The organism is Streptomyces sp. NPDC018019, assembly GCF_044327805.1.
Lineage (GTDB): Bacteria > Actinomycetota > Actinomycetes > Streptomycetales > Streptomycetaceae > Streptomyces.
Map to the genome: position 1 here is coordinate 70,488 of NZ_JBIRGD010000025.1, position 24,204 is coordinate 94,691.

A 24,204-nucleotide genomic window follows, 5' to 3' on the forward strand; every position below is an offset into this window, starting at 1 on the left:
GCGTTCCGGGCCCGGCGCCCCCGCCGGGCCCCGGCCGGTCACCCGGACGGCGCAGTCCCGGCCCGCAGCGGATGCGGGACCGGGCCGCCGGGCGGACCTTCGGAAGTGTTCGGAGGTTCACCATGCGCTCACCGGGACTCACTCTCTGTGCCGCCCTCGCGGTGACGGCGCTGGCTCCGGGAACCGCGCTCGCGTCCGCCGCCCGGTCCCCGGGCGCCGCGGCCGGCGCGGTCGCGGTCACCCCGTCGGCCGTGGCACCGGGCACCGAGACGGCCCTCCAGGTCACCGGCTGCGCGGGCCGCACGGGCCGCGCCACCTCGGACGCCTTCGTCGACGCGGTACCGCTGGCGCGGGTCGCCGCGGGGCTGGTGGGCGACGCGCGGGTGCGCTCCCTGGCGGACCCCGGCGCGTACGACGTCTTCGTGCACTGCGACGGCGAGGACGCGCGGGCCGCGGGCACGTTCGAGGTCGTACCGGCTCCGGCGCCCGCCGGGAGCGGCGGTGCGGCGGCTCCCGGAGCCGGGCCGGAGGCGGGTGACGCACCGGCCGGGGAAGCCGGGGCGGACACCGCGTCCGTCCCCCTCGCCGATTCCGCCTCCGAGGCCGCCGCGGAACCCCCGGCCTCGCCCTCCGCCCCCGTACGGGCCGGGGGTGGCGGTACGGCGGTACGGACGGCCGCGGTGACCCCGGGGGCCTCGCGTACCGCGCTGGTGCGGACGGCGGCCGTACGGACGGCCGCGAGCCACGAGGGCGACGGCGTGTACGCGGTGGGCCTGGTGCTGGCGGGGGGCGCGGCGCTCGCGCTCACCGGGCAGGTGCTGCGGATGCGGCGCCGGCGCAAGGGATCGGACGACGGCGATGCGGGCTGACGACCACCCGGTGGCGGACCACCGCCCACCGCACGGCCCGGGACACGGCCGGATGGCCACCGGTGTCGCCTGGGCGGCGCTGCTGCTGGGCCTGTGGCTGTGGGGGCGCGACCTGACCGACGGCGGCGACCTGGCCGAGGGGCCGACCACCGGCGACGTCGCGGCCGTCGGCCGCCCGCTCGAACAGGACCTGCCCGCCGCGCACGCCCCGCTGGCCACCTCCCCGGAAGGCCGCCCCACCGAGGTGCAGATCGGCGCCCTGGACGTACGGGCCGGTGTGGTGAAGACCGGGCTGGACGCGACCGGCGCGGTGGACGCGCCGCCGTACCGCAGCCCCGGAGCCGTCGGCTGGTACGCCAAGGGCCCGCAGCCGGGCACCGCGGGCGCCGCGGTGCTGGTCGGCCACGTCGACACGGCCGACGGGGACGCGGTCTTCCACCGCCTCGGCAGTGTCAAGCCGGGACAGCCGGTGGACGTGCGCAGGGCGGACGGCAGCACCGCCCGGTTCACGATCGAGGACGTCAAGATCTACGACCGGGAGCGGTTCGTGCCCCGGAAGGTCTACGGCGCGCAGGTGCCCGGCCGCGCCGAACTGCGCCTGATCACCTGCACCGGCACCTTCGACCGGGAGCGGGACGCCTACACCGCCAACGTCGTCGTGTACGCGTACCTGTCCAAGGTCACGCCCGCGCCGGAGGGCTGAGGTCCCGGACGGGGGCGGAGGCCCGGAACCGCCGGTACCGGCCGGCGGCTCGCTCCCCCTGAACCGCCGGCCGGCCGGTCCTCGACCGCCGGGGTGCCAGGACTGCGGGAGTTGCCCTGCCGCCGGCGGGAGGTGCGCGGGCGCCTGAACTCAGGCGCGGGCACGGGCCCGACCAGGGGCTGGGGCCAGGTGACCAACGAAAGCTCACACTGGAGTTCACTGTAGAACTCCTGCACGGCATCGACTAGGGGGAGTTGGGCACCGAACGGGGCGGGCCAGGCTGAATTCCGGTCGCATGGTGGGCCGTAACAGGTTGTCCACAGGCCGGCCTGCTGCTGAGGGGCATGTGCCAGGATGGATTCGACCGGTCTTGTCCCGTGCTCCGAGGGGGGAGTGGATGTACGGCAACGTGCGGGGATCCGGGGGCGGTCCCCCGGGTGAGCGCCGCGCTGCCCGGCGGCGCGGCGCGTTCGGCGCGGCATCGGCGTTGGGGGCGCTGCTGCTGGTGTCCGGGTGCTTCGGGTCGTCCGACGGCGGCGAGGGCGACGGGAAGGCCGGGGCCAGGCCCGGGCAGCAGCCCGAGTCCACGGTGCCGTACTGGGTCAACCCGGACGGCAACGCGGCCCGGCAGGCCGCCGCGTACGCCAAGGACGGCAAGTCCGACGAAGCGCGCCAGATCGAGAAGATAGCCGCGCAGCCGGTGGCCGAATGGATAGGCGCCGAGAACCCGGAGAAGGAGGCCCGCGGCTTCACCGAGGCGGCCGCCAAGGCCGGCCGCGAGGCCCTGCTCGTCCTGTACAACATCCCGCACCGCGACTGCGGCAGCTATTCCAAGGGCGGCGCCGCGGACGGCAACGCGTACCGCGCCTGGCTGGACGGTGTGCTCAAGGGCATCGGGGACCGCCCGACGACGGTCGTCCTGGAGCCGGACGCGCTGCCGCACATCGAGGACAAGTGCACCCCCGAGCAGTTCCACGAGGAGCGCTACGCCCTGCTGACGGAGGCCGTCGGCAAGCTCAAGGCCCTGCCGCACACCAAGGTGTACCTGGACGCGGGCAACCCGCACTGGATCAAGGACCCGGGCCGGATGGTGGAGCCGCTGAAGCGGGCCGGCATCGACAAGGCCGACGGCTTCGCGCTCAACATCTCCAACTTCCAGACCACCGAGGAGAACAAGAAGTACGGCAAGCGGCTGTCCTCGATGGTCGGCGGCAAGCACTTCGTCATCGACACCAGCCGCAACGGCAACGGCCCGGCCCCCGGCGGCGACGACCCGGAGAACTGGTGCAACCCGCCCGGCCGGGCCCTGGGCGCGACGCCGACGACGCGCACCGGCGACCCCCTCGTGGACGCCTACCTGTGGATAAAGCGGCCCGGCGAGTCGGACGGGACGTGCAAGGGCGGCCCCAAGGCGGGCGAGTGGTGGGCGAGTTACGCACTGGAGCTGGCCCGGGCCGCGAAGTAGCCGGAGCGGGAGCGAGACCGCGGGGTGCCCCGGAGGAGTCCGGAGCACCCCGCAACCGGCACCGGCTCAGTTCAGGCCCAGCCCCTTCAGCTGCGCCTTGGACGCCGTCGGCACCTTCACCCAGACCGCCTTGGACGGCGTGCCCTGGTCGTCGACGGCGTTGAGCATGTACCAGCCCGGCGGCACCAGCGTCGGGTCCTTCGGCAGCGTCACCGTGACGCCGTCCTTGGACACCTTGAAGTCGAGCGCGATCGACCGCTGTTCGATGTTGGTGACGTGCGTGAACGAACCCGGCCGCATCAGCCGCATCTTCTTGATGGACGAGGCGTGCTTGGTCCGGTACGTGGCCGAGCCGCCCAGCTGCACCGTCTTCGGCCCCGGGTCCGTCAGCTCCGGCCGGGAGTCCCGGTAGAGGTACGGCGGTGTCCAGATGTCGATCTGCTGCTGGAAGACGCCGGGCTTGGTGTTGTCCTTGTCGGCGAAGAGCGAGTCGGAGCCGAACGTCATCACCCGGCCGTCCGGCAGCAGCAGCGCGCCGGAGTGGTAGTTGCGCCCCACCAGCGGATCGGCCACCGGCCGCGAGGTGTTGGCCTTCGGGTCGTACAGCTCGGCCTTGAGGATGTTGCTGTCGCTGCGCCCCCGGTAGTCGCCCGACCCGTTGGTGGTCAGGACCGTGTCGTCGGGCAGGATCACGCTGCTCGGGTAGCGCGCCTTCGCGTACAGCGGCGGCCCGTCCTTGAAACGCGGCTGGCCGGCGTGCAGGTCCACCAGCCGCGTCTTGTCGGTCGCCTTCGGGTCCTCGCCGACCCCGCCGCCGCCCAGCACCATGTACCGCTGGTCCTGTGCGGGCGGCAGCAGTACGGACATCGAGGTCTCCAGCACGTCCGGGTCGCTCATCCCGGGGATGGTCTGGAACTTGTTGGTCTTCAGGTCCCAGATGCCCGGGGTGCGCCCGACGTTGTCGGGCCCGTACCCGGCGTTGGAGCCGGTGTAGAGCAGCCGCCCCTTGTCGGTGAGGAAGAGCGCGGGGTAGGTCGGGAAGAAGCGCTGCTTGGGCAGGTAGGTCCACTTCTTCGTCTTCGGGTCGTAGATCTCCTGCTTGCCCGGGACGACCTGGCCGATCTCGTCGAGCCCGGAGGTGGACAGCACCTTGCCGTCCTCCAGGCTGGTCAGGGTCGGGTACCAGCGGGCCTCGTTCATCGGGTCGACCGGGATGTAGCGCTCGGCCACCGGGTCGAACTCGAACGAGTCCTTGATCCCCTGGAAGTCCTTCTTGTCGAAGGACAGCTTCTGCGCGATGCCGTAGAGGTTCCGGGCGTCGGCGCCGGTCAGACCCTGGATGCGGTAGTTGTCCTGGGCGCCGGTGGAGTACGCGCGGCCTTCCTTGAGCGCTTCCACGTAGACCCGCGCCTCGCTGTGCGTGACGGTGACCTTGCCGGTCTTCGGATCCACCTTCTTCTTGGCGCGCGGCACCACCACCGGGTCCTTGGACTCGAAGGTCTTGCCGTTCTGCTTGCCGGTGAACAGCGTCCCGGCCGGGAAGGTCTTCGGCGCGTCCGGGTTCTCGTTGTAGACGATCATCAGCCCGCCGGCCTTCTTCACGTCGCCGCCGAGCTTCTCGTAGCGCTGGGTGCCGCCGGCCACCAGGAGCTTGCCGTCCGGCAGCTGGGTGTGGCCGGCGCAGAAGAGGTCCTTCGGGGTGGGGATGTTCTTGAAGGTGTTCTTCACCGGGTCCCACAGGACGGTGCGGAACGACTTCGCCGCGAAGTTCTTGGCGTTGTTCCCGGACCCGGCGACCAGCAGCACCTTGCCGGTGTGCAGCAGCGCGGCGTGGATTGTGTTGATCTTGTACTCGGGCGGTACGTCCACCACGTCCCAGTGGCCGTTCGCCGCCTTGTACTCGGGCTGATTGATCTTGTACTGGTGGTACTGCTCCGAGACGAAGCCGAACAGGGCGGGGCCGTTCATCCCCGCCAGGGCGAGCACCACCGCCGCGCCTATCGCGACTCTGCGGGTGCGCCGGCTCGGACGGTATTTCATGGGCGACGTCCCCCAAGGGCGGTCTGCGCGGTCCGGTCGGCGGCGCCGGGGCGGTCCGGGGCGCCGGGGGCGCCGTACCCGGCGGGCATCGCCCAGCTGGGCTGCCGCTGCGGGTGCGGCGCCTGCTGTGCCCCGCCGCCCGCCGTCGGCCGGTCACCGCCGGTCTTCCCGCGCTTGTCCTGCCGGATGCCCCAGCGCCAGGCGAAAAGGGGCGCCGCGGTGATCAGCAGCGCCAGCGAGGCCCAGGTGATCATCGCCGGGTGGCTGTGCCCGAAGTAGAACGAGGCGCCCAGCGAGCCGCCGAAGACCAGGATGAAGAACAGGTGCACCCTGAACGTGCCGAACAGGGTGTCCGGGCTGGAGGAGTCGCCCTTCGGCGTCACCACGAACCTGCTCTTGCGGCGCAGCGCCGCGTCGAACAGCGACCGCGCGTAGATCGGCGCGGAGAGCGCGGACATCACCATGCCGGCCACCCCGCCGGAGCCTTCCGGCTCGTGCGGCGAGACGTTGTGCCGGCGGTTCCACACGTACAGCCCGATCTGGAGCGCCGAGGCGTTGCCGTACAGCATCATCCACACCGACGGGTCGATCTGCACGCCCGAGGCGCCCAGGCCCAGGAACAGCGCGCAACTGAGCGCCGCCAGTATCCAGTTCAGGGCGGACATCGGATAGAAGATGACCATCATGGTGTAGTTGAAGAACTTGCCCGGGGGCAGGGTGAAGGGCGCCTTCCAGAACTGCTTGAGGATGGTCTCGTACGTCCCGCGCGACCAGCGCAGCTGCTGGGTGAAGAAGTCCGTCCAGGCGGTGGGCCCTTCGCCGACCGCGAGCACGTCGGGGGTGTAGACCGAGCGCCATTTCCTCCCGGTGTCCGGGTTGCGGTGCCGGTGCATCTCGAACCCGGTCGCCATGTCCTCGGTGATCGAGTCGTACAGGCCGCCGATCTGCTTGAGGGCCTTGATGCGTACGGCGTTGGAGGTGCCGACGAACATGGGCGCGCCGTAGCGGTTGCCGGCCCGCTGGATCAGCGCGTGGAAGAGGAACTGCTGCGACTCGGCCGCCTTGGTGACGAACGTGTCGTAGTTCCCGTACACCTGCGGCCCGATGACGAAGCCGACATCGGGGTCGCGGAAGAAACCGAGCATCCGCTCCAGGTAGTTGGGCAGCGGTACGTGGTCGGTGTCGACGGAGGCGAAGTAGTCGTAGTCGTCACCGTGCGCCTGGAGCCAGGCGTTGTAGTTGCCGTGCTTCGTCTTGGCGCGGTGCGGGCCCTTCTTCCGGTTCCACTCCGGGATGCCCTTGCGCGTGAAGTGGTGGACGCCCAGGCGCTCGCAGACCGCCCTGACGTCCGGGTCGTCGCCCTCGTCGAGGAGCCAGACGTGCAGCAGACCGCGGTGGCGCACCTTGACGGCCGCCTCCAGTGTCTTCGTCACCATCTCCAGCGGCTCCTTGCCGGGCACGAAGGAGGTGAGGAAGGCGACGCGGGTGCCGTGTTCGGGGACGACGGGGATGGGGTCGCGGGCGACCAGGGTGGCGTGCGCGTTGGACAGCACGTTCATGCACCGGAAGAACTCGATCAGTCCGATCGAGACCAGCATGACGGTGTCCAGCGCCGGCAGGAAGTCGTAGGCGGGGTAGTCGCGTTCGGTCCAGTGGGCCGGCTGCATCAGCCAGGCGAGCAGGCCGAGCGAGAGCAGGGGAGCGGCGCCGAGGAGCAACGCCGCGCGTATTCGGTGTGGTTCGTCCGCCAGCAGGCTGCGGTAGCGCACCTTGTAGGGTTTGTCCGGGTCCGGCTGGGTGAGCGGCCCGGCCAGGCGGCTGTAGTGCTCGTAGTCGTAGCGCGGCAGCGGCTTGCGCTGCGGCCGGCGCGGCCAGTGCTGGCGCGGTACGCGCAGGCGCGTGGTCGCGGACGGGTCGTACTGATGCTCCTGCCGGGCGCCGGTAGGCGGCGACGTCATGAGTCCATCCCCCCGGCACGCATGCTGGCTGCGTGCCCTCTTCTCATGGCCCGAGCCTTCGGTCCCCCTCGACCGACCCGGGCGCAAGTGGTGTCGGCCGCCTACGGCGTAGACGTAGGACGGCCGCCTTCCGGTTGCATGATTCCCGCTCCGACTCGCGTCCCGTGCAGCGGGGTCCCCACATCCCCACTCACCGCAACCGGTACGTCACCCAACTTGAGCGTGCACAGGCTCAGTTGGGCTCCAGTATCCCGTCAGGGTCCCGAACCTCATATCTTGATCGCAAGGGTGAAACGAGGAGTTTACCGGACATGCAAGTGCATTGATGGACGGGTCAGGTCGGAGTGGGTGTTATCTCGGACCCGAACTGCGCAGTCGCTGGCGGATGTTGTCGAAATGGCGGCGTACGGCCTCCTCGGCCCGCTGTGCGTCACCGTCCCGTACGGCCGCGAGGATGTCCGCGTGCTGGCGGTGGGTGATACGGGGATCGGCGCCCAGTCCGGCCAGGTCCGTGCGGACGCGGTGGAACGCCTCCCAGAACGCGTCCAGCACCTCGCTCAGCAGCCGGTTGCCGAGCCCCCGGTAGAGCGCCGCGTGGAAGGCCCGGTCGGTGTCGGCGCGCACGGCGCCGTCCGCGGCCTCCGCCGCCATCCGTGCCACCAGCTCGTCCAGCTCCGCCAGGTCCGCCTCCGGCACCTGGCCCGCCAGCCGCGCGATCAGCCCGGTCTCCACCGCCTCGCGCAGCTCCAGCAGCTGGAGCAGGCTGTCCTCGCCGCGGTAGTGCCCGGCCACCGTACGGAAGGCCAGCCCCTCGGTCACCGGGGCCATCGACATCGCCCCGACGTAGGTGCCGAAGCCGTGCCGGATCTCCACGATGCCCATCGCCTGCAACGCCTTGAGGGCCTCGCGCACGGAGTTCCGGCTGACCCCGAGCAGCGCCATCAGGTCCGTCTCGGTGGGCAGCGGGGCGCCGGGAGCCAGCCGTCGGTCGATGATGAGCTTCTTGATCCGCTCCTGGATGTCGCGCGCCATTGTGCGACTGTGCACCCCGATCACCGTTTTGACCAGCGAGCCACCGGCCCGGCGCCGGAAAGCCGGCGGGGTGTGCCGCAACAGCACCGAGGCCCCTCGCAGCTGCGAGGGGCCTCGGTGTGACGTGCGCCGCCAGGGACTCGAACCCCGGACCCGCTGATTAAGAGTCAGCTGCTCTAACCAACTGAGCTAGCGGCGCGCGCTGACGTGGAAAACTTTACACGAACTCCAGGGGTGCTCCTGACCACCTGTCCGGCCGTCCGGACCGGCCGAATGTGTGACCTCGGTCACCGTCTTTCCGGGGGATTCGGGAGCCGTTGCCGCCGGGCCGGGAAGTCCCTGCGCGTCGGGGCGAAAGTCCCGTGATCTCGGGACCTTCGCCGGATCGCGTGCCCGTTTTGGTCTGTGAGTATCGTTTCGTGGTACATGATCATCAGTTGCCCCGTCAACATGCGGTATCGCCTACCAGTTGAGAAGCTGTGGCAGGTGCGAAGGCGAATGGGAACGGAACGGGCCAGGAGGGGAACTGAAATGGCGGTGCCGGTATTCGTGGAATTCGATCCCGCGGGCGCCTGCTCCTGCGGCGGCTGCGTCCAGTGGCGGCGCGCACTCCAGCAGGGGCCGGCGGTCCGGGACGGCGGCTACCCCGGCGCGCACGGCGCCCGCCGTGCGCTGGTCCTCGTCGCGACCGCCGGAACGGTCCTGAGCAGCGGCGTTTCCGGCGCCGGACACGCCGTCGCGCTCGGCGGCGACGCTCCCGCGGGCCCGGCCGGCGGCTCCGGCCGGGCCTCCTCCTCCCCGGCCGCGACCCACGGCCTCCTGCGGTCCCCGGCCCCCGGACCGGACGTACCGGCCGCCTTCCCGGCGTCCGGCGCGACCCCGCAAGGGCAGGTCGGCGGGTTGTACGGGGGAGCGGGCAGCGGGCGCGGCGCCGTCACCGCGGCCCGTGCCACCCGGACCCTCACCCGGGACCAGATCATCGCGCGGGCCCAGCGCTGGATCAGCGCCCGGGTCCCGTACGACATGCATCGCTACTGGTCTGACGGCTACCGCCAGGACTGCTCGGGATTCATCTCGATGGCCTGGAACCTCGGCGGCAACCAGTGGACCGGAAGCCTCGCCCAGTACGGCATCCGCATATCGAAGAGCGAATTGCGGCCCGGCGACATACTGCTGTTCCACAACCCGGCGAATCCGGGTGCGGGCTCCCACGTCACCCTCTTCGGCGGCTGGACCGATTCCTCCCGTACGCGCTACATCGCCTACGAGCAGACCCGGCCGCACACGGTGAAACGGCCGACCCCGTACGCCTACTGGAGCAATTCCACGCGGTACGTCGCCTATCGCTACCGCGGGCTGGCAGACGGCGGCGATCCGGGCGGCGGAACGGACGGCGGTACGTCGGCGTTCCCGGGCGCCGGGCATTTCGGGCCGGGCGCGGACAACGCGTACGTCACCCGGCTGGGCCGGATGCTGGTGGCCCGCGGCGGCGGCCGGTTCTACACCTCCGGGCCGGGGCCGCGCTGGACCGAGGCGGACCGCCGGGCCACCGAGGCGTTCCAGCGGGCACAGGGCTGGAGCGGCGCTGACGCGGACGGCATCCCGGGCCCGTCGACCTGGTCGTACCTGGTCAACGGGGTGGGCCGGGACATCGGCGGCGGCCCGTCGGGCGGCGGCACGGCGTTCCCGGGCACCGGCTGGTTCCGGCCCGGCCAGTCCAACGGTTACGTCACCAGCCTCGGGAAGCAGCTGGTGACCAAAGGTTTCGGCACGTACTACACCTCCGGCCCCGGCCCCCGGTGGACGGAGGCGGACCGCCGCAACGTCGAGGCGTTCCAGCGGGCCCAGGGCTGGACCGGCCGGGACGCCGACGGCTACCCCGGCCCCGAGACATGGCGGCGACTCTTCCGATGACGGAGCGCACGATGGCGACGAAGACCACGATGGCAACGGAGTCCGGGACAGCGGACACGAAGACCGCACCGGCGGACGCACCGGCCGACGATCCGGGCGGCACGCCGCGCGCGGCGGGGGAGGGCGGGGGCGCGGGGGAGGCGGAACCGGGCGACGGAGCGCCGGAAGCAGGGCCGGAAGACCTTCCAGGACCGGCGGAGGAACGTGCTGACGGCGCATCAGACGAAGGAGTCCAGACGTCTCCTGAGCGGCCCTCAGCGCCGGCCCCCGAAGGCACCACCGCCCCCCGGCACCCCCTCTGGACCGCACGTTCCCGGCCCGCGCGGTACGGCGACGGCATCCCCATGGACATGCTCTTCCGCGCCGATCCGGACGGGGAGGAGGCGCCCGGGACGCCGGACGGTGCGGAAGACGCGGACGAACGGCCCGGCGCGTGCGGCCCGAAGGACACGGCCGGTGCGGCGTCCGCCGATGCGGACACCGCCGAGCAGCCGCGGGTGCCGGCCCTGCCACCGGCCCCGGAACCCGCCCGGCCCACCCCCACCCCCACCCCCGCCGACGCCGCCGTGGCCGGCATCGCCGCCGCGACCGACCTGCTGGACACCGCGGAACGCGCCGCGCTCGACGGCGCCCTCGGCGTGGTCGACGCGGGCAGCCGGTCCCGTACGGACGGCGGCCCCGCCACCGGCGGGGACCGGAACGCGGGTACCGGCGACCGCCCGGCGTGGTCGCGGGAACGTTCCGGGACGGGCGAGCGCCGCTCCCCCAAGGTGGACCCCGGCCTGGTGGAGCACCGCGGCTTCTCGGTGTCCGGCTGGCTGGCCCTGTTCGCCGGGCTGCTGACGGTCGCCGGCACGGTGGCGTTCCTGTGGTGGCGGGGCATGCTGCCCGCCTCGGTCGTCCGCGCCACGGGACTGGCGATCGACGTCGGTCCCGCCCCGCACCTGTGGGAATGGGCGGTGGCCGGGCTCGGCGGCGTGCTCGCGCTGTGCGCGTTCGGCGGGCTGGCCCGCGGGCGGGTCGGCAGCGCCTGGGTGCTCAGCCTCTGCGGGCGCTACCGCGGCAGCGTCCGCCGTACCGGCCTGGTGTGGATCAGCCCGCTGGTGCTGCGCCGCCGGGTGGACGTCCGGCTGCGGCACTGGCGCAGCGAGGCGATGCCGGCGGTCGACGCGGAGGGCATCCAGCTGCGGGTCGTGGTGCTCGTCGTATGGCGGGTCAGGGACACCGCGCGGGCGCTGCTCGCCGTCCGCGACCACACCGCCTACCTGCGGGAACAGGTGGAGTCGGCGATGGCGCGGGTGCTCTCGCAGCTGCCCGCCGACGCCTTCCACGAGGAGGCGCCGACCCTGCGGGACTCGGAGGCGGTCGGCGAGGCGCTCACCCGGATCCTGTCGGCGGACTGCCGGCCGGTCGGCATCGAAGTGTTCTCCGTCCAGCCGACCCGGATCGAGTACGCGCCGGAGGTGGCGGCGGCGATGCAGCGCCGGCAGATCGCGGCGATCGACGCCAAGCACCGCGACAGCGTACTGACCTCGGTCGTGGACGCGGTCGACGACACCGTCCACCGGCTGACCAGCAGAGGGCTGGTCGAACTTGACGACTACGAGCGGAAAGCCCTGGTCAAGGACCTGACCGTGGCGTTCTACACGGCGCGCGGCAGCGCCGCCGCCAAGAGCTGACGAGAGCTGACGGAAGCGGAGAGGCAGGCAGGACATGCGGACACCGGTGTTTGTGGAGGACATAACGGACGGCTGCGGGTGCGCCTTCTGCAGCGGGGCCGCGGTCGAGTCCGCCGCGCGCAACGGCGGCAGCCGGCCGCGGTGCACGGTGCGCGGCGCGGTCGCGGCGGCGGTGGGCGCGGTGACGCTGGTCGGCGCGGCGGCGGGTGCGGCGAGCGCCGAATCGGCGCCCCGGCACGCGGGCTGGGACGGCTCGAAGTACTGGTACCAGGACGCCACCGGCTGGTGGCGGTGGACCAGCCACTACGGGAAGTACGTGCGCCACACGGGCGGTTCGGGCGGCGGCTCCGCGGCGGCGTCCGCCGCGCCCGCGCGCGGGCACAACCCCCACCCCACCTTCCGGGGCCGGTCCGGCTGGGACGCGACCGACCGGGTGTACTGGTACCGGCAGAACGGCAGCTGGTGGTGGACCAGCCACCGGGAGCGCTACGAGGCCCGTACCGGCGATACGGGTGCGACGGGCGGCGCGCCCGCCCGCACGGGCCCGGAGTCCGGCAGCGGTGCGGGCACCCCCGTCCGGTACGGCACCGAGGCCGCCGTGCAGTGGGCGCTGGCCCAGATCGGCAAGCCGTACGCGTGGGGCGGCAACGGCCCGTCCGCCTTCGACTGCTCCGGTCTGGTCCAGCAGGCCTACCAGCGCGCGGGCATCTCGCTGCCGCGGGTCGCCGACGCCCAGTACCGCGCCTCGACGCCGATCTCGCGCGACCGGCTGCGCCGCGGCGACCTGGTCTTCTGGTCGTCCAACGGCTCCCCGTCCGGCATCCACCACGTGGCGATCTACCTGGGCGACGGCCGGTACCTGGAGGCGCCCCGGTCCGGCCGGGCGGTCCGCATCTCCTCCTTCGCCGCCTACCGCCCCACCTTGTACGGACGGGTCGGCTGACCCCGCCCTACGCCGCGCAGACCCGCCCCAGAAGAAAGGTCGTCCGTCATGGCGCCGACAGCCCAGGCCACCGTTCCGCCGTCCCGCTCCGGCGAACCGTCCGCGGACCCCGCGACGGACCTGCCCGGCCGGATACCCGACCTGCGGACGCACGGCTTCCTGCCCGAGCGGCCGCCCGTACGGACGATGATCGGCACCTGGGCGTGGCTGGACGAACTGGCCGGGGCCGTCGCCACCGCCCCGGACCGGGACACCGCCCGCGCCCTGGTCGCCCACGCGGGCCGGGACGGCGTGCTGACCGCGCTGCGGCAGCGGGTCTCCCGCCTGTCGCCGCGCAACGCGGACGCCGCGTCCCTGCGGGTGGCGGTGATCGCGGCGGCCTGTGGCTGGAGCGGCCTGGACCCGCTCGTACCGACCGCCCGGCACACCGCCGACCTGGCGTTCCTCGACCTGTGGTCGGCCGTCGGACACCGCGTCGACCACCAGCAGTTCGTCGCGCTGCCCACGCTCGCGCTGCTGAACTGGGCGCCCGAACGCAAGCCGCGCCGCCATCTGCCCATCGACCAGCTCGCCCGTACGGAAGGGCTCGTCCCGGTGGTGCGCTGGTCGCCGCAGGGGCAGCCGCTCGGCCGGCTGGACCGGCTGATGCTGGCCACCACCCGGCTGGAGGCCCATGGCATCTGGCTGTTCCGGCTGGCCGGGACGCTCGCCGGGCGTGCCCCCGGGGACGCGTCCACCGGTACGGCGCTGCGCCGCCTGATCCGGGTCCAGCACGCGCTGCGCGCCCAGCTCCGGGCGGAGGCGGCGGTGTTGCGGGCGGCCCCGGCACCGGAGTGGCAGGGCGTGGTGCTCGCCGAACTCGCCGGGCTGGGCGCGCTGGAGCCGCCGGTGTTCCAGGCGGCCGACGCGGTGCTCTGCGCGGGCGGACGCCGGATGGGGGACGCCGGCCGGCACCGGCTGCGCCGCCACCTGCCGGTCCGGCACCGCGCCTGGCTCAGCGCGCTGAACCGGCACTGCGCGCCGGTCCGCACCCTCGCGCACCGCGGCGGCCCGGACGCGGCCGCCTATCGCGAGGCGCAGGAATCGCTGATCGCGCTGCGGCGTACGTACGCGGGCCTGGTGCACTGTGCCGCCGCCCGGCCGGCCGGGGGACAGCTGTCGGCCGTGGCCTGATCCGGAGGGGGTGTTCCGGCCACGGGAGGTCCGTGGGGCCGTGGCGTGATCAGAGCGGTGTGGCGGTGCCGTACGCGGGTGAGGGGTGGGCCGGCCGTACCCCGGCGTCAACCGGCCGTGCGCCTGTTATTGGTCTGGACATGTCCATGCGGCGTCACTAGTCTTCGCGTTGGTCTAGACCGCACAGCACGCAAGACAGCAGCTCACGGAACACCCCCTCGTTCTTCAGGAGCCAAGCATGCGCAAGAAGCTCAGTGCTGCCGTGGTCGGTCTCGGCATCGCCGGAGTCTCCCTGTTCGCCACCGGCAGCGCGTCCAGCCACGGCTACAGCGACGCACCCCCCAGCCGCCAGGTGCTCTGCGCCAAGGGCGTGGTCAAGAACTGTGGCGCGATCCAGTGGGAGCCGCAGAGCGTCGAGGGCCCCAAGGGCTTCCCGGCCGCCGGCCCCGCCGACGGCAGGATATGTTCCGGCGGCAACAGCGGGTTCAAGGAGCTGGACGACCCGCGCGGCGGCCAGTGGCCCGCCACCAACCTCAGGGGCGGCCAGGGCTACACCTTCCAGTGGCGGCTGACCGCGCGGCACGCCACCACGGACTTCCGCTACTACATCACCAAGGACGGCTACGACCCGAGCAAGCCGCTCACCCGGGCGGACCTCGAACCCGAGCCGTTCGTGACGGTGCCGATGGGCGGGCGGCAGCCGGCCGCGACCGTGCAGCACCAGGGCACGGTGCCCACCCAGAAGCACGGCCACCACATCATCCTCGGCGTCTGGAACATCGCCGACACCGGCAACGCGTTCTACGCCTGCTCCGACGTCAACCTCTCGTAACCGCGCCGGAGCTCCCACGGGCCTCCCTGTCCTTCCTCCGGGGAGGCCCGGTCCCGTCGCCGAACCGGCCGCTCCGCTCCTCTAGGCAGCACCGACCGGCGGGAATATTCTGCTGGTTGGTCTGGACCGCAGTGCACTCGGCTCGCAGGAAACCCCCTCATTCCGGGAGCGAAGCATGCGCAAAAGGATCAGTGCGGCCGTCATCGGCCTGAGTGTCATCGGCGCGTCCGTCCTGGCGACGAGCGGCGCCACCGGCCACGGCTACACCGACGCCCCCATCAGCAGACAGAAACTGTGCGCCAACGGCACGGTGAAGAACTGCGGCGCGATCCAGTGGGAGCCGCAGAGCGTCGAGGGCCCCAAGGGCTTCCCGAACGGCGGGCCCGCCGACGGCAGGATCTGCGCCGGCGGCAACGGCCGCTTCGCCGAGCTCGACGATCCGCGCGGCGGCCAGTGGCCCGCCACCAAGGTGAGCGCGGGCACCTACACCTTCCGCTGGCGCTTCACCGCCCCGCACCGCACCACGGACTTCCGCTACTACATCACCAAGAACGGCTGGAACCCCAGCCGCCCGGTGACCCGGGCCGACCTGGAACTCACCCCGTTCCTGACCGTCCCCTACAACGGGCAGCAGCCGCCGACCACCCTCTCGCACCAGGGCACGCTGCCCGGCGGGAAGACCGGCAGGCACCTGATCGTCGGCGTCTGGACGATCGCCGACACCGCCAACGCCTTCTACGCCTGCTCGGACGTGGAGTACTGAGCGGCCCCGGACAACACGAACGGGCCTCCCGGAGCTGTGCTCCGGGAGGCCCGTCCTCAGGTGCGCCGCCAGGGACTCGAACCCCGGACCCGCTGATTAAGAGTCAGCTGCTCTAACCAACTGAGCTAGCGGCGCTCGCTGACGAAAGAAATACTACCTGGTCCCGAGGGGTGCTTCTGACCACCGCCCGGACCGGGCGGCCGAGCGCGCTCCCGGAGCCCCGCTCCCGCGTCCCGGCCGCCGGGATTCAGAGCGACAGCGACAGCAGCACCGGGGCCGCCCGCCGGTTCAGCGCGTCGGCGGCCTGCCGCAGCCGGTGGGCGTGCTCCAGCGGCATGGACAGGGCCAGGCAGCCGACCGTGGCGCCCGCCGTGATCGGTACGGCCGCGCAGACCGTGCCGACCGCGTACTCCTGGAGGTCCAGCATCGGGACCGTCGGCGGCTGGCTGTCCAGCTTGTGGAAGAGCACCTTCTCGTTGGTGATCGTCCGGGAGGTGAGGCGGGCGGTCTTGTGGCGGGAGAGGTGATCCATCCGGCCGTCGTGGTCCAGCTGCGCCAGCAGGCACTTGCCCACCGCGCTGGCATGTGCCGTACGGCGGAATTCCGCCCACTCGTTGACCTTGGGGGCCCGGGGACCGTCGGCGTAGTGGAGGATCTTGACCTCGCCGTCGATGTACCGGCTGATGTAGACCGCCGCGCCGACCGAGTCGCGCAGCTCGACGAGCGTGCGCTGGAGCTTGTCGCGCAGTGCCTCCTCGCGGTCGCCGCCCGAGCCGAGCAGTATCAGGGACTCGCCGACGACGTAGGCACCGTCGGCGACCTGCGCGACATAGCCCTCGCGGCGCAGCATCGCCAGCATGTGGGCGAGGTGCCCGGTCGGCAGGCCGGTCTCGCGGGCGATCTGCACGTCCGTCACGCCACCGGCGTGCCGGGCGATGGTTTCGAGCACGCGGAGGGCGTACTGCACCGAGTGGAACGGCGCGGTCGGCTCGGGCTTCAGCGCCACGGTGTCCCCCTAGCAGGTTGTGACCGTTTGCGTCGCTGCCGTCGCTGGCGGTCACGACCGTCGAACATTACCGGCCGATCACGGGCAGCGGGGCACGTACCACGATAGCGGCCAAAGCCGCCCGCTGGAGGGGGTCTTGACCGAAAAGGGCGGACCGCCAACCACCTGTCCAGCGGCGTGCCCCGCTGGCATATGCCGACGTCATTCGGGGGCGGTGCCACGGACGTCGCGGGCGCGGCACCGGGCCGGCGGGCGCCCGGAGGACGACCGCAGCCGCGTCCGGGCACCGCGCCGCCCCTCGGTGCGTCGCGACACCGCTCCTCAGAGCACCGCGCTCAGGAACTCCCGGGTGCGGTCGTTCTCCGGCTCGCTGAAGATCTTCTCCGGGGACCCGAACTCGATCACCCGCCCCTGGTCGAACATCATCACGCAGTCGGAGATGTCCCGCGCGAAGTTCATCTCGTGGGTGACGCAGAGCATCGTGATGTCGGTGGTGTGCGCGATGTCGCGCAGCACGTCCAGGACGCCGGCCACCAGCTCCGGGTCGAGCGCGCTGGTCACCTCGTCCAGCAGCAGCACCTGCGGCCGCATGGCCAGAGCGCGCGCGATGGCGACCCGCTGCTGCTGGCCGCCGGAGAGCTGGGACGGGTACTTGTCGAGATGCTGCGTCAGCCCGACCAGGTCCAGCAGCCCGCGGGCCCGCTCCTCGGCCGCGTCCTTGCCCAGGCCGAGCACGTGCACCGGCGCCTCGGTGATGTTGCGCAGCACCTTCATGTTGGGGAAAAGGTTGAACTGCTGGAAGACCATCCCGATGTTCTTGCGGACCTCCCGGCAGTGCTTCTCGCTCGCCGGTACGAGGGTGCCGTTCTTCTCCTCGTGGGTGAGATAGGCGTCCCCGACCTTGATCTTTCCCTCGTCCGGCTTCAGCAGCGTCATCAGCAGCCGCAGGATCGTGGTCTTGCCGGACCCGGACGGGCCGATCAGCGTGACGTGCTTGCCGGAGTAGACCGTCATGTCCAGCGAGTCCAGGACGGTGTGCGTCCCGAAGCGCTTGGTGACCCGGTCGAAGCGGACCAGTTCGGGGCCGTCCTCCTCGGTGCCCACGGTGGCCTTCTTGGGGATGCTGTCATCGGACAAAGCGACGCTCCAGGACTCGCAGGAGAAGGGAGGTGGGGTAGGAGATCACGACGAACAGGACGCCGACGACCGTGATCGGCTCCATGTAGTCGAAGGTGGTCGCACCGATGCTGTTCGCCTGGAAGAGCAGGTCGGCCACCGTGATGGCGGCCAGCATGGGCGTGTCCTTGAACATCGCGATGACGTAGTTGCCGAGCGCCGGGACCACACGGCGGAACGCCTGCGGCAGGATCACCGCGGTCCAGGTGCGCCGGCGCGGCAGGCTGAGCGCGGTCGCCGCCTCCCACTGGCCCTCCGGGACACCGTCGATGCCCGCCCGGTACACCTCGGCGGTGTACGTCGAGTAGTGCAGTCCGAGGCCGATGACGCCGGTGGTCAGCGGGTCGAAGGTCAGACCCCAGCCGGGCAGCACGAAGAAGAGGAAGAACAGCTGCACCAGCAGCGGCGTGTTGCGGACGAACTCCACCACGACGCTGACCGGCCAGGTCACCCACCGGCTGGGGGAGCGCAGCGCCAGCGCCCACACCAGGCCCAGCACGAACGCCACCAGCGAGCCGAGCAGCGTCGCCTGCACAGTGATCCACAAGCCGTGGAGCAGGTCCGGCAGGATGTCGCCGACGTACTCCCATGACCAGTTGTTCACGGCTTACCTCCGGGAGCGGTGATCACCTGGGGGCCCTGCTCCGTGATCGGCAGCCGGCGCGAGAACCAGCCGGACCTCTCCGGCGCGCGGCCGATGGACGCCTTGGCCCGGCGTTCCAGAAGGCGCATGATCCGGGTCACCACGAACGCGATCACGAAGTAGAGGACCAGGATGATCCCGTAGACCTGGGCGCTCTGGCCCGTGGAGAGCCGGGCCAGCTTGGCCTGGAAGGTCAGCTCCCCGATGGACAGCAGCGAGGCCAGGGCGGTGCCCTTGAGCAGCTCGATCAGGAGGTTGTTGAACGGCGGCAGCATCTCCGGCACGGCCTGCGGCAGGATCACCTTGCGCATCCGCTGCCAGGGCGTGAAGCTCAGCGCGATGGCCGCCTCACGCTGGGCGGGGGCCACCGCCTGGATGGCGCCGCGCACGACCTCGGAGCCGTACGCCCCGTAGGACAGCCCGAGCGCGAGGGTGCCCGCCCAGATCCCGGCGAGCTGCCAGCCCAGCAGCGGCAGCGCGAAGAACAGCCAGAACATCAGGACCAGCGCCGAGGTGCCGCGGAAGAACTCCACGTAGACACCGGACAGGAAGCGTACGATCCACAGCCGGGACGTACGGGCCATGCCGATGCCGAAGGCGACGGCGGCGGCCAGCAGGGCGCTGTAGACCATCAGCTGGACGGTGATCCACACGCCTTTGAAGAACAGTTCCCACAACGCTCCGGTCACCGGGCACAGAGCTCCTTCGCCGTGAGGTCGGTCATGAACTCCTCGGTGAACCCGAAGGGCCGGGCGATGCGCAGGAGTTCGCCGCTCCGCTTCATCGTGTGCAGCTCACGGTTGAAGGCGTCCCGCAGCTTCGTCTCGCCGATCCGGAAGCCGTAACCGCCACCGTCCCGCTGCGGCTTGCCGTCCACCACCGGCGTGAAGGGGTGGGTCATCTCCACCTTGGGGTGCTTGCCGGTCTTCAGCGCCTCCATCATGGTCAGCGCGGTGCCGGCGAAGCAGTCGATGCGGCCCGCCTCCAGCGCCTCCATGCCGGCGATCTGGTCGCCGTACGTCTGGATCCGCCCCTTGGCGACGCCGTTGCCGACCGCGTAGTCGATCTCCGCGTACCCGATGCCGGTGCCCATGCGGAAGCCGCCCCGGGCCACGTCCTCATAAGAGTTGATCTTCTTCGGGTTGCCCTTCGGCACCAGGAAGCCGTCCTTGGACTCGTAGTCCGGGTCGGAGAACAGCACGGCCTGGCAGCGCGCCTTGTTGATGAACATGCCCGCCACGATCACGTCGTACTGGAAGGAGTGCAGGCCGGGCACGAGGGCGCCGAACTCGACCGGCACCGGTTCGAAGCGCTGCACCCCCAGCCGCTGGAAGATCGTCTTGGCGACGGCGGGCGCCTCGCCGGTCAGCTCGCCCTGGCTGTTGATCGACGCGTAGGGCGGCTCGCTGGCGATGCCCATCCGTACGACTTTCCTGCTGCGAAGATCATCGAGTAGGTGTCCCCCGTCCGTAGCCCCGGTGATGTCCACGCGCGAGCAACCGGTGGTGGCCGCTCCGAGTGCCCCTGTCAAACCCAGCGCCGCCGCTCCTGCAAGCAGCGAGCGGCGGCGGAACCCTGATGCGTCTCTTCCTGAGCTGTTCCCCTGTGGTGGAGCCATGGGCGCGCGACTACCCGAACGCGGGAAATTCATGCCGGTCGTTTCCGGCCCTTGATGCAAGCGGTGCGAGGCCGTGGTGCGGGCCGGTCATGCGTGCATACGACATCCGTTCGGGCCCTTAACTCCCCTCCTGTGCAGGCGGTTCGGCGCCGGGCGGGGGCGTCCGGAAAGGGCGTGCGCCGCGCCGCTGTGGCTGTTGTGCAAGGGGCCGCCCGCTGGTCCACCATGGGTCCGCAAAGCACCGTTAGGAGGCACCATGGCCGACCGTTTCATCGAAGTCTCCCTCGACAAGCGGGGCGTGAGCTGCACGGCGAAGCTGCTCGACGACCGCGCGCCGGTCACCTGCCGGGCCGTCTGGGACGCGCTGCCCCTCGGCGGCGACGTCTACCACGCCAAGTACGCCCGCAACGAGATCTACGCCCTGGTCCCGCCGTTCGCTCCGGAGGAGCCCCCGCTGGAGAACCCGACCATCACCCCCATCCCCGGCGACCTGTGCTACTTCACCTTCAGCGACACCCAGTTGGGCACCGCCTCGTACGGGTACGAGCGGGAGGCCAAGCACCAGGGCCGCGCCACCGTCGTCGACCTCGCGCTCTTCTACGAGCGCAACAACCTGCTGATCAACGGTGACGCGGGCTGGGTCCCGGGCATCGTGTGGGGCTCGGTGGTGGACGGCCTGGACCGGATGGCCGACGCCTGCCAGGACCTGTGGCGCGCCGGCGCCCTGGGGGAGACCCTCAACTTCCGCCGGGCGTAGGCGGCGCGGGCAGGTCCGCCGCGCCCGACGCGTAGAGGGCGTGCGCGGCGCGCAGGACCAGCGCGTCGGCGTGCCGCGCGCCCACCAGCTGCACCCCGATCGGCAGCCCGTCCCCGTCCACGCCGCACGGCACGGTCGCGGCGGGCTGCTGCGTCATGTTGAACGGGTAGGTGAACGGCGTCCAGCCCGTCCAGCGCGTGTGTCCCGACCCGGCCGGCACCTCGGCCCCCGCCTCGAAGGCGGTGATCGGCTCGGTCGGCGTGACGAGCAGGTCGTACGTGCTGTGGAAGCGGCCCATCGCCAGGCCCAGCGCCATCCGCACGTCCACCGCCGCCAGGTAGTCCAGCGCGCTGCGCCGCGCACCCTCCGCGCAGATCTCCTTCAGGCCCGGGTCGAGCAGCTCGCGCTGCGCGTGGCTCAGGTGCTGGACCACCCGGGCGGCGCCGCTGAACCACAGCGTGTGGAACTCCTCCACCGGGTCCTCGATACCCGGGTCCGCCTCCTCGACCTCGGCGCCCAGCTCGGCGAGCCGGTCCACGGCGCGCCGTACCGCCGCGGCGATCTCCGGCCGCACCGGCACGTCCCCGCCCAGCGACGGGCTGTAGGCCACCCGCAGCCCGGCCACCGGCCGCTCCAGCCCCGTCCGGAACGACCCGGTGTGCGGCGGGAGCTGCGACCAGTCCCGCCAGTCGGCGCCGGTGATCACGTCCATCAGCAGCGCCGCGTCGGCCGCGTCCCGGGTCATCGGCCCGACGTGCGCCAGCGTCCCGAACGGGCTCGCCGGGAACAGCGGCACCCGCCCGTACGTCGGCTTCAGCGCGAAGATCCCGCAGAAGGCGGCGGGGATGCGGACCGACCCGCCGCCGTCCGTGCCCAGGCTCAGCGGCCCGGCGCCGAGCGCCACGGCCGCCGCGCTGCCGCCGCTGGACCCGCCGGCCGTCCGGGACGGGTCGTACGGATTGCCCGTCACCCCGTGCCGCGGGCTGTCCGTGACGCCCTTCCACCCGAACTCGGGCGTGGTGGTCTTGCCCACGAAGACCGCGCCGTGCTCGCGCAGCCGCGCCACCGACGGCGCGTCCGCGTCCCAGGCGACGCCCTCCTCGCGCACCGTGCGCGACCCGCGCAGCGTCGGCACACCCCGCGTCAGCAGCAGATCCTTGACCGTGACCGGCACCCCGTCCACCAGTCCGGCCGGCCGCCCGGACCGCCACCGCTCCTCGGACTCCTTCGCCGCGGCCAGCGCCGCGTCCGCGTCGATCCGGGTGAAGGCGTTCACCCGCTCCTGCGCCCACCCGGCCCGCTCGATCACCGCCTGCACCGCCTCGACCGGCGAGAACTCGCCCGCCGCGTACCCGGCGACCAGCCGCACCGCCGAGCAGTCGGCCAGATCCGTCACCTCAGCCATCCCGACCTCCATCCACGAACGCTCCGCCTCCACGGTCCCGGAAGATCAGGCACCGGGTACGTAGCCCAGCCGCTTGTCCACCACATTGGTGAGCGGCTCGCCCGCCGCCCACCGGTCGAAGTTGTCCGCGAACTGGTCGGCCAGCGCGTCCCGCCAGCCCAGCGTGTCGCCGCTCATGTGCGGCGAGACGATCAGGTGCGGTACGTCCCACAGGACGCTGTCCGAGGTCAGCGGCTCGTGCGCGAAGACGTCCAGCGCCGCCGCCGCGATCCGCCACTCGCGCAGCGCCGCCACCAGGTCGTCCTCGACGACGAGCGGCCCGCGCCCCACGTTGATGAAGCGGGCCCGCTGCCGCATGCGGCCGAAGGCGGCCCGGTCGAACATGCCGCGTGTCTCGTCCGTCAGCGGCGCCGCGCACACGACCCAGTCGGCCGTGCCCAGCAGACCGTCCAGTGCGCCGCTCGGGTGCACCCGGCCGAAGTCGGGGTCGTCCGTACGGGCCCGCCGCCCGACCAGCTCCACCGTGACACCCAGTGCCAGCAGTGTCCGGCCGATGGCCCGGCCGATCGGCCCCGAGCCCACCACGACGGCGCGGCTGCCCGCCACCCGCAGCGTCTCCCGGTGCCGCCAGCGCCGCTGCCGCTGGAGCTCCCAACTTCCGTAGAAGTCCTTGGCCATGGCGATCACCAGACCGGCCACGTACTCGGCGATCGGCTGCTCGAAGACCCCGCGCGCGTTGGTCACCAGGGTCCCGTCCGCGATCAGCTCCGGGCACATCAGCCGGTCCACGCCCGCGCTGGCGGTGTGCACCCAAACGGGTCGCGGGCCGTCGCCCGGCCAGGCGTCCCGGATGGCGTCGGAGGTGAAGTCCCAGGCCAACAACACGTCCGCGGAGGGCAGTCGGTCGGCGAGGGTCGTGTCGTCGGCGAACACCACCCGGGCGCGGCCGGCGAGCCGGTCCAGCTTCGGAGGCGGGTCGGAACCAAGGACAAGGACGGTGCTTTCGGACATAGGCCAGAAACCGTTCTGAAACGTGAGCCCCTTTGAATGAAAGGAGGCGCCGACAGATGCCTGAGATGCGAGGATTGACCACGCTAAGAAGTCGTAACTACCGTGTCAACAACGGCTCTGTCCCGACGTCCCCGGCTTGTGCCGGTCGCAGCAAACCCCTGGCCAATGGCCTTGCCCTTACCAGCCCTTCGCTCTTCTGGGGGCCTCATGGACGTCTCATTTCTGGGGGGACCGAAGCCTCAGCTCGGTGTGGGTGTCGTCGCCCCGTTCGACTTCGCCCTGGACCGCGAGCTGTGGCGCTGGGTCCCCGACGATGTCTCCCTCCACCTCACTCGAACCCCTTTCGTACCGGTCGAGGTGAGCCTCGACCTGGCCCGCCTCGTCAGTGAACACGAAACCCTGCACGCCGCCGTCCAGGCGCTGTGCGCCGTCTCCCCGCAGGTCGTCTCGTACGCCTGCACCTCCGGCAGCTTCGTCGGCGGCGTGGCCGGCGAGCGCGCCATGTGCGCCGCCATGACCCAGGCGGGGGAGCAGCTCCCGGCGCTCACCACCTCGGGCGCGCTCCTCGAAGCGCTGCGCGAGATCGGCGCGCGGCGGATCGCGGTCGTCACGCCGTACACCAAGTCGGTGACCGACTCCCTGGAGGAGTATCTGAGGGAGGCCGGCGTCACCGTCACCGGCCGCGCCTACCTCGGCCTGACCCGGCACATCTGGAAGGTGCCGTACCGGGACGTCGTCGACATGGCCCGCCAGGCCGTCGTCGGCGCCGCCGACGCCCTGTTCATCAGCTGTACGAACCTGCCGACGTACGACGTCATCCCGCAGCTGGAGGCCGAGCTGCGGATGCCGGTCCTGTCGGCCAACCAGGTCACCATGTGGGCGTCCCTGCGGGCCATCGGTGCGGACGCGGTCGGCCCGTACCAGGCGCTGGTGGACCCCGTCGCCAGACGGGGGCCGGCCGCCATGACCGCCTCCTGGGCGCCCGAGGAGGGCGCCGGGATACCGAGGCGGGGCGGCCCTCCCGAGGCGGCGTTCGCCGGCTCGCCGGCCCCTTCGCCGGAGGCGGAGCAGGCCGACGGACGGGACGCGCCGCCCTTTCACCCCCCGGAGGAACCCGGCCCGGCCACACCGGTCTGAGACGTACGGGGCGGCGCCCGGCAGGACGCCGTCCCCGGTGCGGCCATCCGCGCGCCCGGCGCCCAAGCGCCCGCGGCGGC

General features: G+C 72.0%; 21 protein-coding genes and 2 tRNA genes. 11 read left to right on the forward strand and 12 right to left on the reverse strand.

The window, feature by feature from the left end; all coding sequences use genetic code 11:
• The first annotated feature begins 122 nt into the window (after positions 1–122).
• The 3 genes from ACH4FX_RS32655 (at position 123) to ACH4FX_RS32665 (ending at position 3,037) form a co-directional block, all read left to right on the forward strand.
• Positions 123–869, forward strand: coding sequence for a hypothetical protein (locus tag ACH4FX_RS32655; RefSeq protein ID WP_398485041.1), 747 nt, complete (start codon positions 123–125; stop codon positions 867–869).
• Positions 859–1,572, forward strand: coding sequence for a class F sortase (locus ACH4FX_RS32660; protein ID WP_398485042.1), 714 nt, complete (start codon positions 859–861; stop codon positions 1,570–1,572). Before ACH4FX_RS32655 ends, ACH4FX_RS32660 begins: the two co-directional genes overlap by 11 nt.
• A 397-nt stretch (positions 1,573–1,969) precedes the next feature.
• The gene (locus ACH4FX_RS32665) at positions 1,970–3,037 is read left to right on the forward strand and encodes a glycoside hydrolase family 6 protein (protein ID WP_398485043.1); all 1,068 of its coding nucleotides are present in this window, start codon (positions 1,970–1,972) and stop codon (positions 3,035–3,037) included.
• A gap of 66 nt (positions 3,038–3,103) precedes the next feature.
• Here ACH4FX_RS32665 and ACH4FX_RS32670 read toward each other — a convergent pair whose 3' ends face one another.
• The 4 genes from ACH4FX_RS32670 to ACH4FX_RS32685 form a co-directional block, all read right to left on the reverse strand.
• The gene (locus ACH4FX_RS32670; RefSeq protein ID WP_398485044.1) at positions 3,104–5,077 is read right to left on the reverse strand and encodes a galactose oxidase-like domain-containing protein; all 1,974 of its coding nucleotides are present in this window, start codon (positions 5,075–5,077) and stop codon (positions 3,104–3,106) included.
• Entirely contained in the window at positions 5,074–7,035 is a 1,962-nt protein-coding gene (locus tag ACH4FX_RS32675; RefSeq protein ID WP_398485045.1) for a glycosyltransferase family 2 protein, read from the reverse strand. The genes ACH4FX_RS32670 and ACH4FX_RS32675 overlap by 4 nt, the downstream gene beginning before the upstream one ends.
• A gap of 351 nt (positions 7,036–7,386) precedes the next feature.
• Positions 7,387–8,067 carry a FadR/GntR family transcriptional regulator gene (locus tag ACH4FX_RS32680; protein WP_398485046.1) on the reverse strand — a complete coding sequence of 227 codons (681 nt, stop codon included), beginning with the start codon at positions 8,065–8,067 and terminating at the stop codon, positions 7,387–7,389.
• A gap of 125 nt (positions 8,068–8,192) precedes the next feature.
• Positions 8,193–8,266: transfer RNA gene (locus tag ACH4FX_RS32685), tRNA-Lys, on the reverse strand.
• A 332-nt stretch (positions 8,267–8,598) separates the two neighbouring features.
• Here ACH4FX_RS32685 and ACH4FX_RS32690 point away from each other — a divergent pair.
• The 6 genes from ACH4FX_RS32690 (at position 8,599) to ACH4FX_RS32715 (ending at position 15,371) form a co-directional block, all read left to right on the forward strand.
• On the forward strand, positions 8,599–9,981 hold the full coding sequence (locus ACH4FX_RS32690) for a peptidoglycan-binding protein (protein WP_398485047.1): 1,383 nt from the start codon (positions 8,599–8,601) through the stop codon (positions 9,979–9,981).
• Positions 9,982–10,325: 344 nt separating this feature from the next.
• Positions 10,326–11,660 (forward strand): SPFH domain-containing protein, encoded by a 1,335-nt coding sequence (locus ACH4FX_RS32695; RefSeq protein ID WP_398485048.1) that lies wholly within the window; start codon positions 10,326–10,328, stop codon positions 11,658–11,660.
• Positions 11,661–11,712: 52 nt separating this feature from the next.
• A complete protein-coding gene (locus ACH4FX_RS32700; RefSeq protein WP_398485049.1) occupies positions 11,713–12,603 on the forward strand; it encodes a C40 family peptidase in 891 nt (296 codons plus the stop codon).
• A 48-nt stretch (positions 12,604–12,651) separates the two neighbouring features.
• Positions 12,652–13,776 (forward strand): hypothetical protein, encoded by a 1,125-nt coding sequence (locus ACH4FX_RS32705; protein WP_398485050.1) that lies wholly within the window; start codon positions 12,652–12,654, stop codon positions 13,774–13,776.
• Positions 13,777–14,014: 238 nt separating this feature from the next.
• Positions 14,015–14,608 carry a lytic polysaccharide monooxygenase gene (locus tag ACH4FX_RS32710; protein ID WP_398485051.1) on the forward strand — a complete coding sequence of 198 codons (594 nt, stop codon included), beginning with the start codon at positions 14,015–14,017 and terminating at the stop codon, positions 14,606–14,608.
• 175 nt (positions 14,609–14,783) lie between these two features.
• Positions 14,784–15,371, forward strand: coding sequence for a lytic polysaccharide monooxygenase (locus ACH4FX_RS32715; protein ID WP_398485052.1), 588 nt, complete (start codon positions 14,784–14,786; stop codon positions 15,369–15,371).
• Positions 15,372–15,432: 61 nt separating this feature from the next.
• Here the strand turns inward: ACH4FX_RS32715 and ACH4FX_RS32720 are convergent.
• The 6 genes from ACH4FX_RS32720 to ehuB all read right to left on the reverse strand — a co-directional run bounded on the left by ACH4FX_RS32720 (position 15,433) and on the right by ehuB (position 19,814).
• Positions 15,433–15,506: transfer RNA gene (locus ACH4FX_RS32720), tRNA-Lys, on the reverse strand.
• 112 nt (positions 15,507–15,618) lie between these two features.
• Positions 15,619–16,377, reverse strand: a complete 759-nt coding sequence (locus tag ACH4FX_RS32725; protein ID WP_398485053.1) for an IclR family transcriptional regulator — start codon at positions 16,375–16,377, stop codon at positions 15,619–15,621.
• A 321-nt stretch (positions 16,378–16,698) separates the two neighbouring features.
• Positions 16,699–17,514, reverse strand: a complete 816-nt coding sequence (gene ehuA, locus ACH4FX_RS32730) for an ectoine/hydroxyectoine ABC transporter ATP-binding protein EhuA (protein WP_398485054.1) — start codon at positions 17,512–17,514, stop codon at positions 16,699–16,701.
• A complete protein-coding gene (gene ehuD / locus ACH4FX_RS32735) occupies positions 17,504–18,157 on the reverse strand; it encodes an ectoine/hydroxyectoine ABC transporter permease subunit EhuD (RefSeq protein ID WP_398485055.1) in 654 nt (217 codons plus the stop codon). Before ehuD ends, ehuA begins: the two co-directional genes overlap by 11 nt.
• Complete coding sequence (gene ehuC, locus ACH4FX_RS32740) at positions 18,154–18,885, reverse strand: ectoine/hydroxyectoine ABC transporter permease subunit EhuC (RefSeq protein ID WP_398485056.1); 732 nt, start codon at positions 18,883–18,885, stop codon at positions 18,154–18,156. The genes ehuD and ehuC overlap by 4 nt, the downstream gene beginning before the upstream one ends.
• Positions 18,882–19,814 (reverse strand): ectoine/hydroxyectoine ABC transporter substrate-binding protein EhuB, encoded by a 933-nt coding sequence (gene ehuB, locus ACH4FX_RS32745; protein ID WP_398485057.1) that lies wholly within the window; start codon positions 19,812–19,814, stop codon positions 18,882–18,884. The genes ehuC and ehuB overlap by 4 nt, the downstream gene beginning before the upstream one ends.
• Before the next feature lie 256 nt (positions 19,815–20,070).
• Here ehuB and ACH4FX_RS32750 point away from each other — a divergent pair, with 256 nt between their 5' ends.
• Positions 20,071–20,571 (forward strand): DUF3830 family protein, encoded by a 501-nt coding sequence (locus ACH4FX_RS32750; RefSeq protein WP_398485058.1) that lies wholly within the window; start codon positions 20,071–20,073, stop codon positions 20,569–20,571.
• Here the strand turns inward: ACH4FX_RS32750 and ACH4FX_RS32755 are convergent.
• Positions 20,552–21,976, reverse strand: a complete 1,425-nt coding sequence (locus ACH4FX_RS32755; RefSeq protein WP_398485059.1) for an amidase — start codon at positions 21,974–21,976, stop codon at positions 20,552–20,554. The genes ACH4FX_RS32750 and ACH4FX_RS32755 overlap by 20 nt on opposite strands.
• A 45-nt stretch (positions 21,977–22,021) precedes the next feature.
• A complete protein-coding gene (locus tag ACH4FX_RS32760; protein WP_398485060.1) occupies positions 22,022–22,987 on the reverse strand; it encodes a D-2-hydroxyacid dehydrogenase in 966 nt (321 codons plus the stop codon).
• Positions 22,988–23,194: 207 nt separating this feature from the next.
• Between ACH4FX_RS32760 and ACH4FX_RS32765 the strand changes: the two genes are divergently transcribed.
• The gene (locus ACH4FX_RS32765) at positions 23,195–24,124 is read left to right on the forward strand and encodes a decarboxylase (RefSeq protein WP_398485061.1); all 930 of its coding nucleotides are present in this window, start codon (positions 23,195–23,197) and stop codon (positions 24,122–24,124) included.
• The last annotated feature ends 80 nt before the right edge of the window (positions 24,125–24,204 follow it).

Bases quoted from the DNA above. Each gene is read 5' to 3' on its own strand.
- ACH4FX_RS32655 (WP_398485041.1), top strand. From the start codon at position 123: ATGCGCTCACCGGGACTCACTCTCTGTGCCGCCCTCGCGGTGACGGCG.
- ACH4FX_RS32660 (WP_398485042.1), top strand. From the start codon at position 859: ATGCGGGCTGACGACCACCCGGTGGCGGACCACCGCCCACCGCACGGC.
- ACH4FX_RS32665 (WP_398485043.1), top strand. From the start codon at position 1,970: ATGTACGGCAACGTGCGGGGATCCGGGGGCGGTCCCCCGGGTGAGCGC.
- ACH4FX_RS32670 (WP_398485044.1), bottom strand. From the start codon at position 5,077: ATGAAATACCGTCCGAGCCGGCGCACCCGCAGAGTCGCGATAGGCGCG.
- ACH4FX_RS32675 (WP_398485045.1), bottom strand. From the start codon at position 7,035: ATGACGTCGCCGCCTACCGGCGCCCGGCAGGAGCATCAGTACGACCCG.
- ACH4FX_RS32680 (WP_398485046.1), bottom strand. From the start codon at position 8,067: ATGGCGCGCGACATCCAGGAGCGGATCAAGAAGCTCATCATCGACCGA.
- ACH4FX_RS32690 (WP_398485047.1), top strand. From the start codon at position 8,599: ATGGCGGTGCCGGTATTCGTGGAATTCGATCCCGCGGGCGCCTGCTCC.
- ACH4FX_RS32695 (WP_398485048.1), top strand. From the start codon at position 10,326: ATGGACATGCTCTTCCGCGCCGATCCGGACGGGGAGGAGGCGCCCGGG.
- ACH4FX_RS32705 (WP_398485050.1), top strand. From the start codon at position 12,652: ATGGCGCCGACAGCCCAGGCCACCGTTCCGCCGTCCCGCTCCGGCGAA.
- ACH4FX_RS32710 (WP_398485051.1), top strand. From the start codon at position 14,015: ATGCGCAAGAAGCTCAGTGCTGCCGTGGTCGGTCTCGGCATCGCCGGA.
- ACH4FX_RS32715 (WP_398485052.1), top strand. From the start codon at position 14,784: ATGCGCAAAAGGATCAGTGCGGCCGTCATCGGCCTGAGTGTCATCGGC.
- ehuB (WP_398485057.1), bottom strand. From the start codon at position 19,814: ATGGCTCCACCACAGGGGAACAGCTCAGGAAGAGACGCATCAGGGTTC.
- ACH4FX_RS32750 (WP_398485058.1), top strand. From the start codon at position 20,071: ATGGCCGACCGTTTCATCGAAGTCTCCCTCGACAAGCGGGGCGTGAGC.
- ACH4FX_RS32755 (WP_398485059.1), bottom strand. From the start codon at position 21,976: ATGGCTGAGGTGACGGATCTGGCCGACTGCTCGGCGGTGCGGCTGGTC.
- ACH4FX_RS32760 (WP_398485060.1), bottom strand. From the start codon at position 22,987: ATGTCCGAAAGCACCGTCCTTGTCCTTGGTTCCGACCCGCCTCCGAAG.
- ACH4FX_RS32765 (WP_398485061.1), top strand. From the start codon at position 23,195: ATGGACGTCTCATTTCTGGGGGGACCGAAGCCTCAGCTCGGTGTGGGT.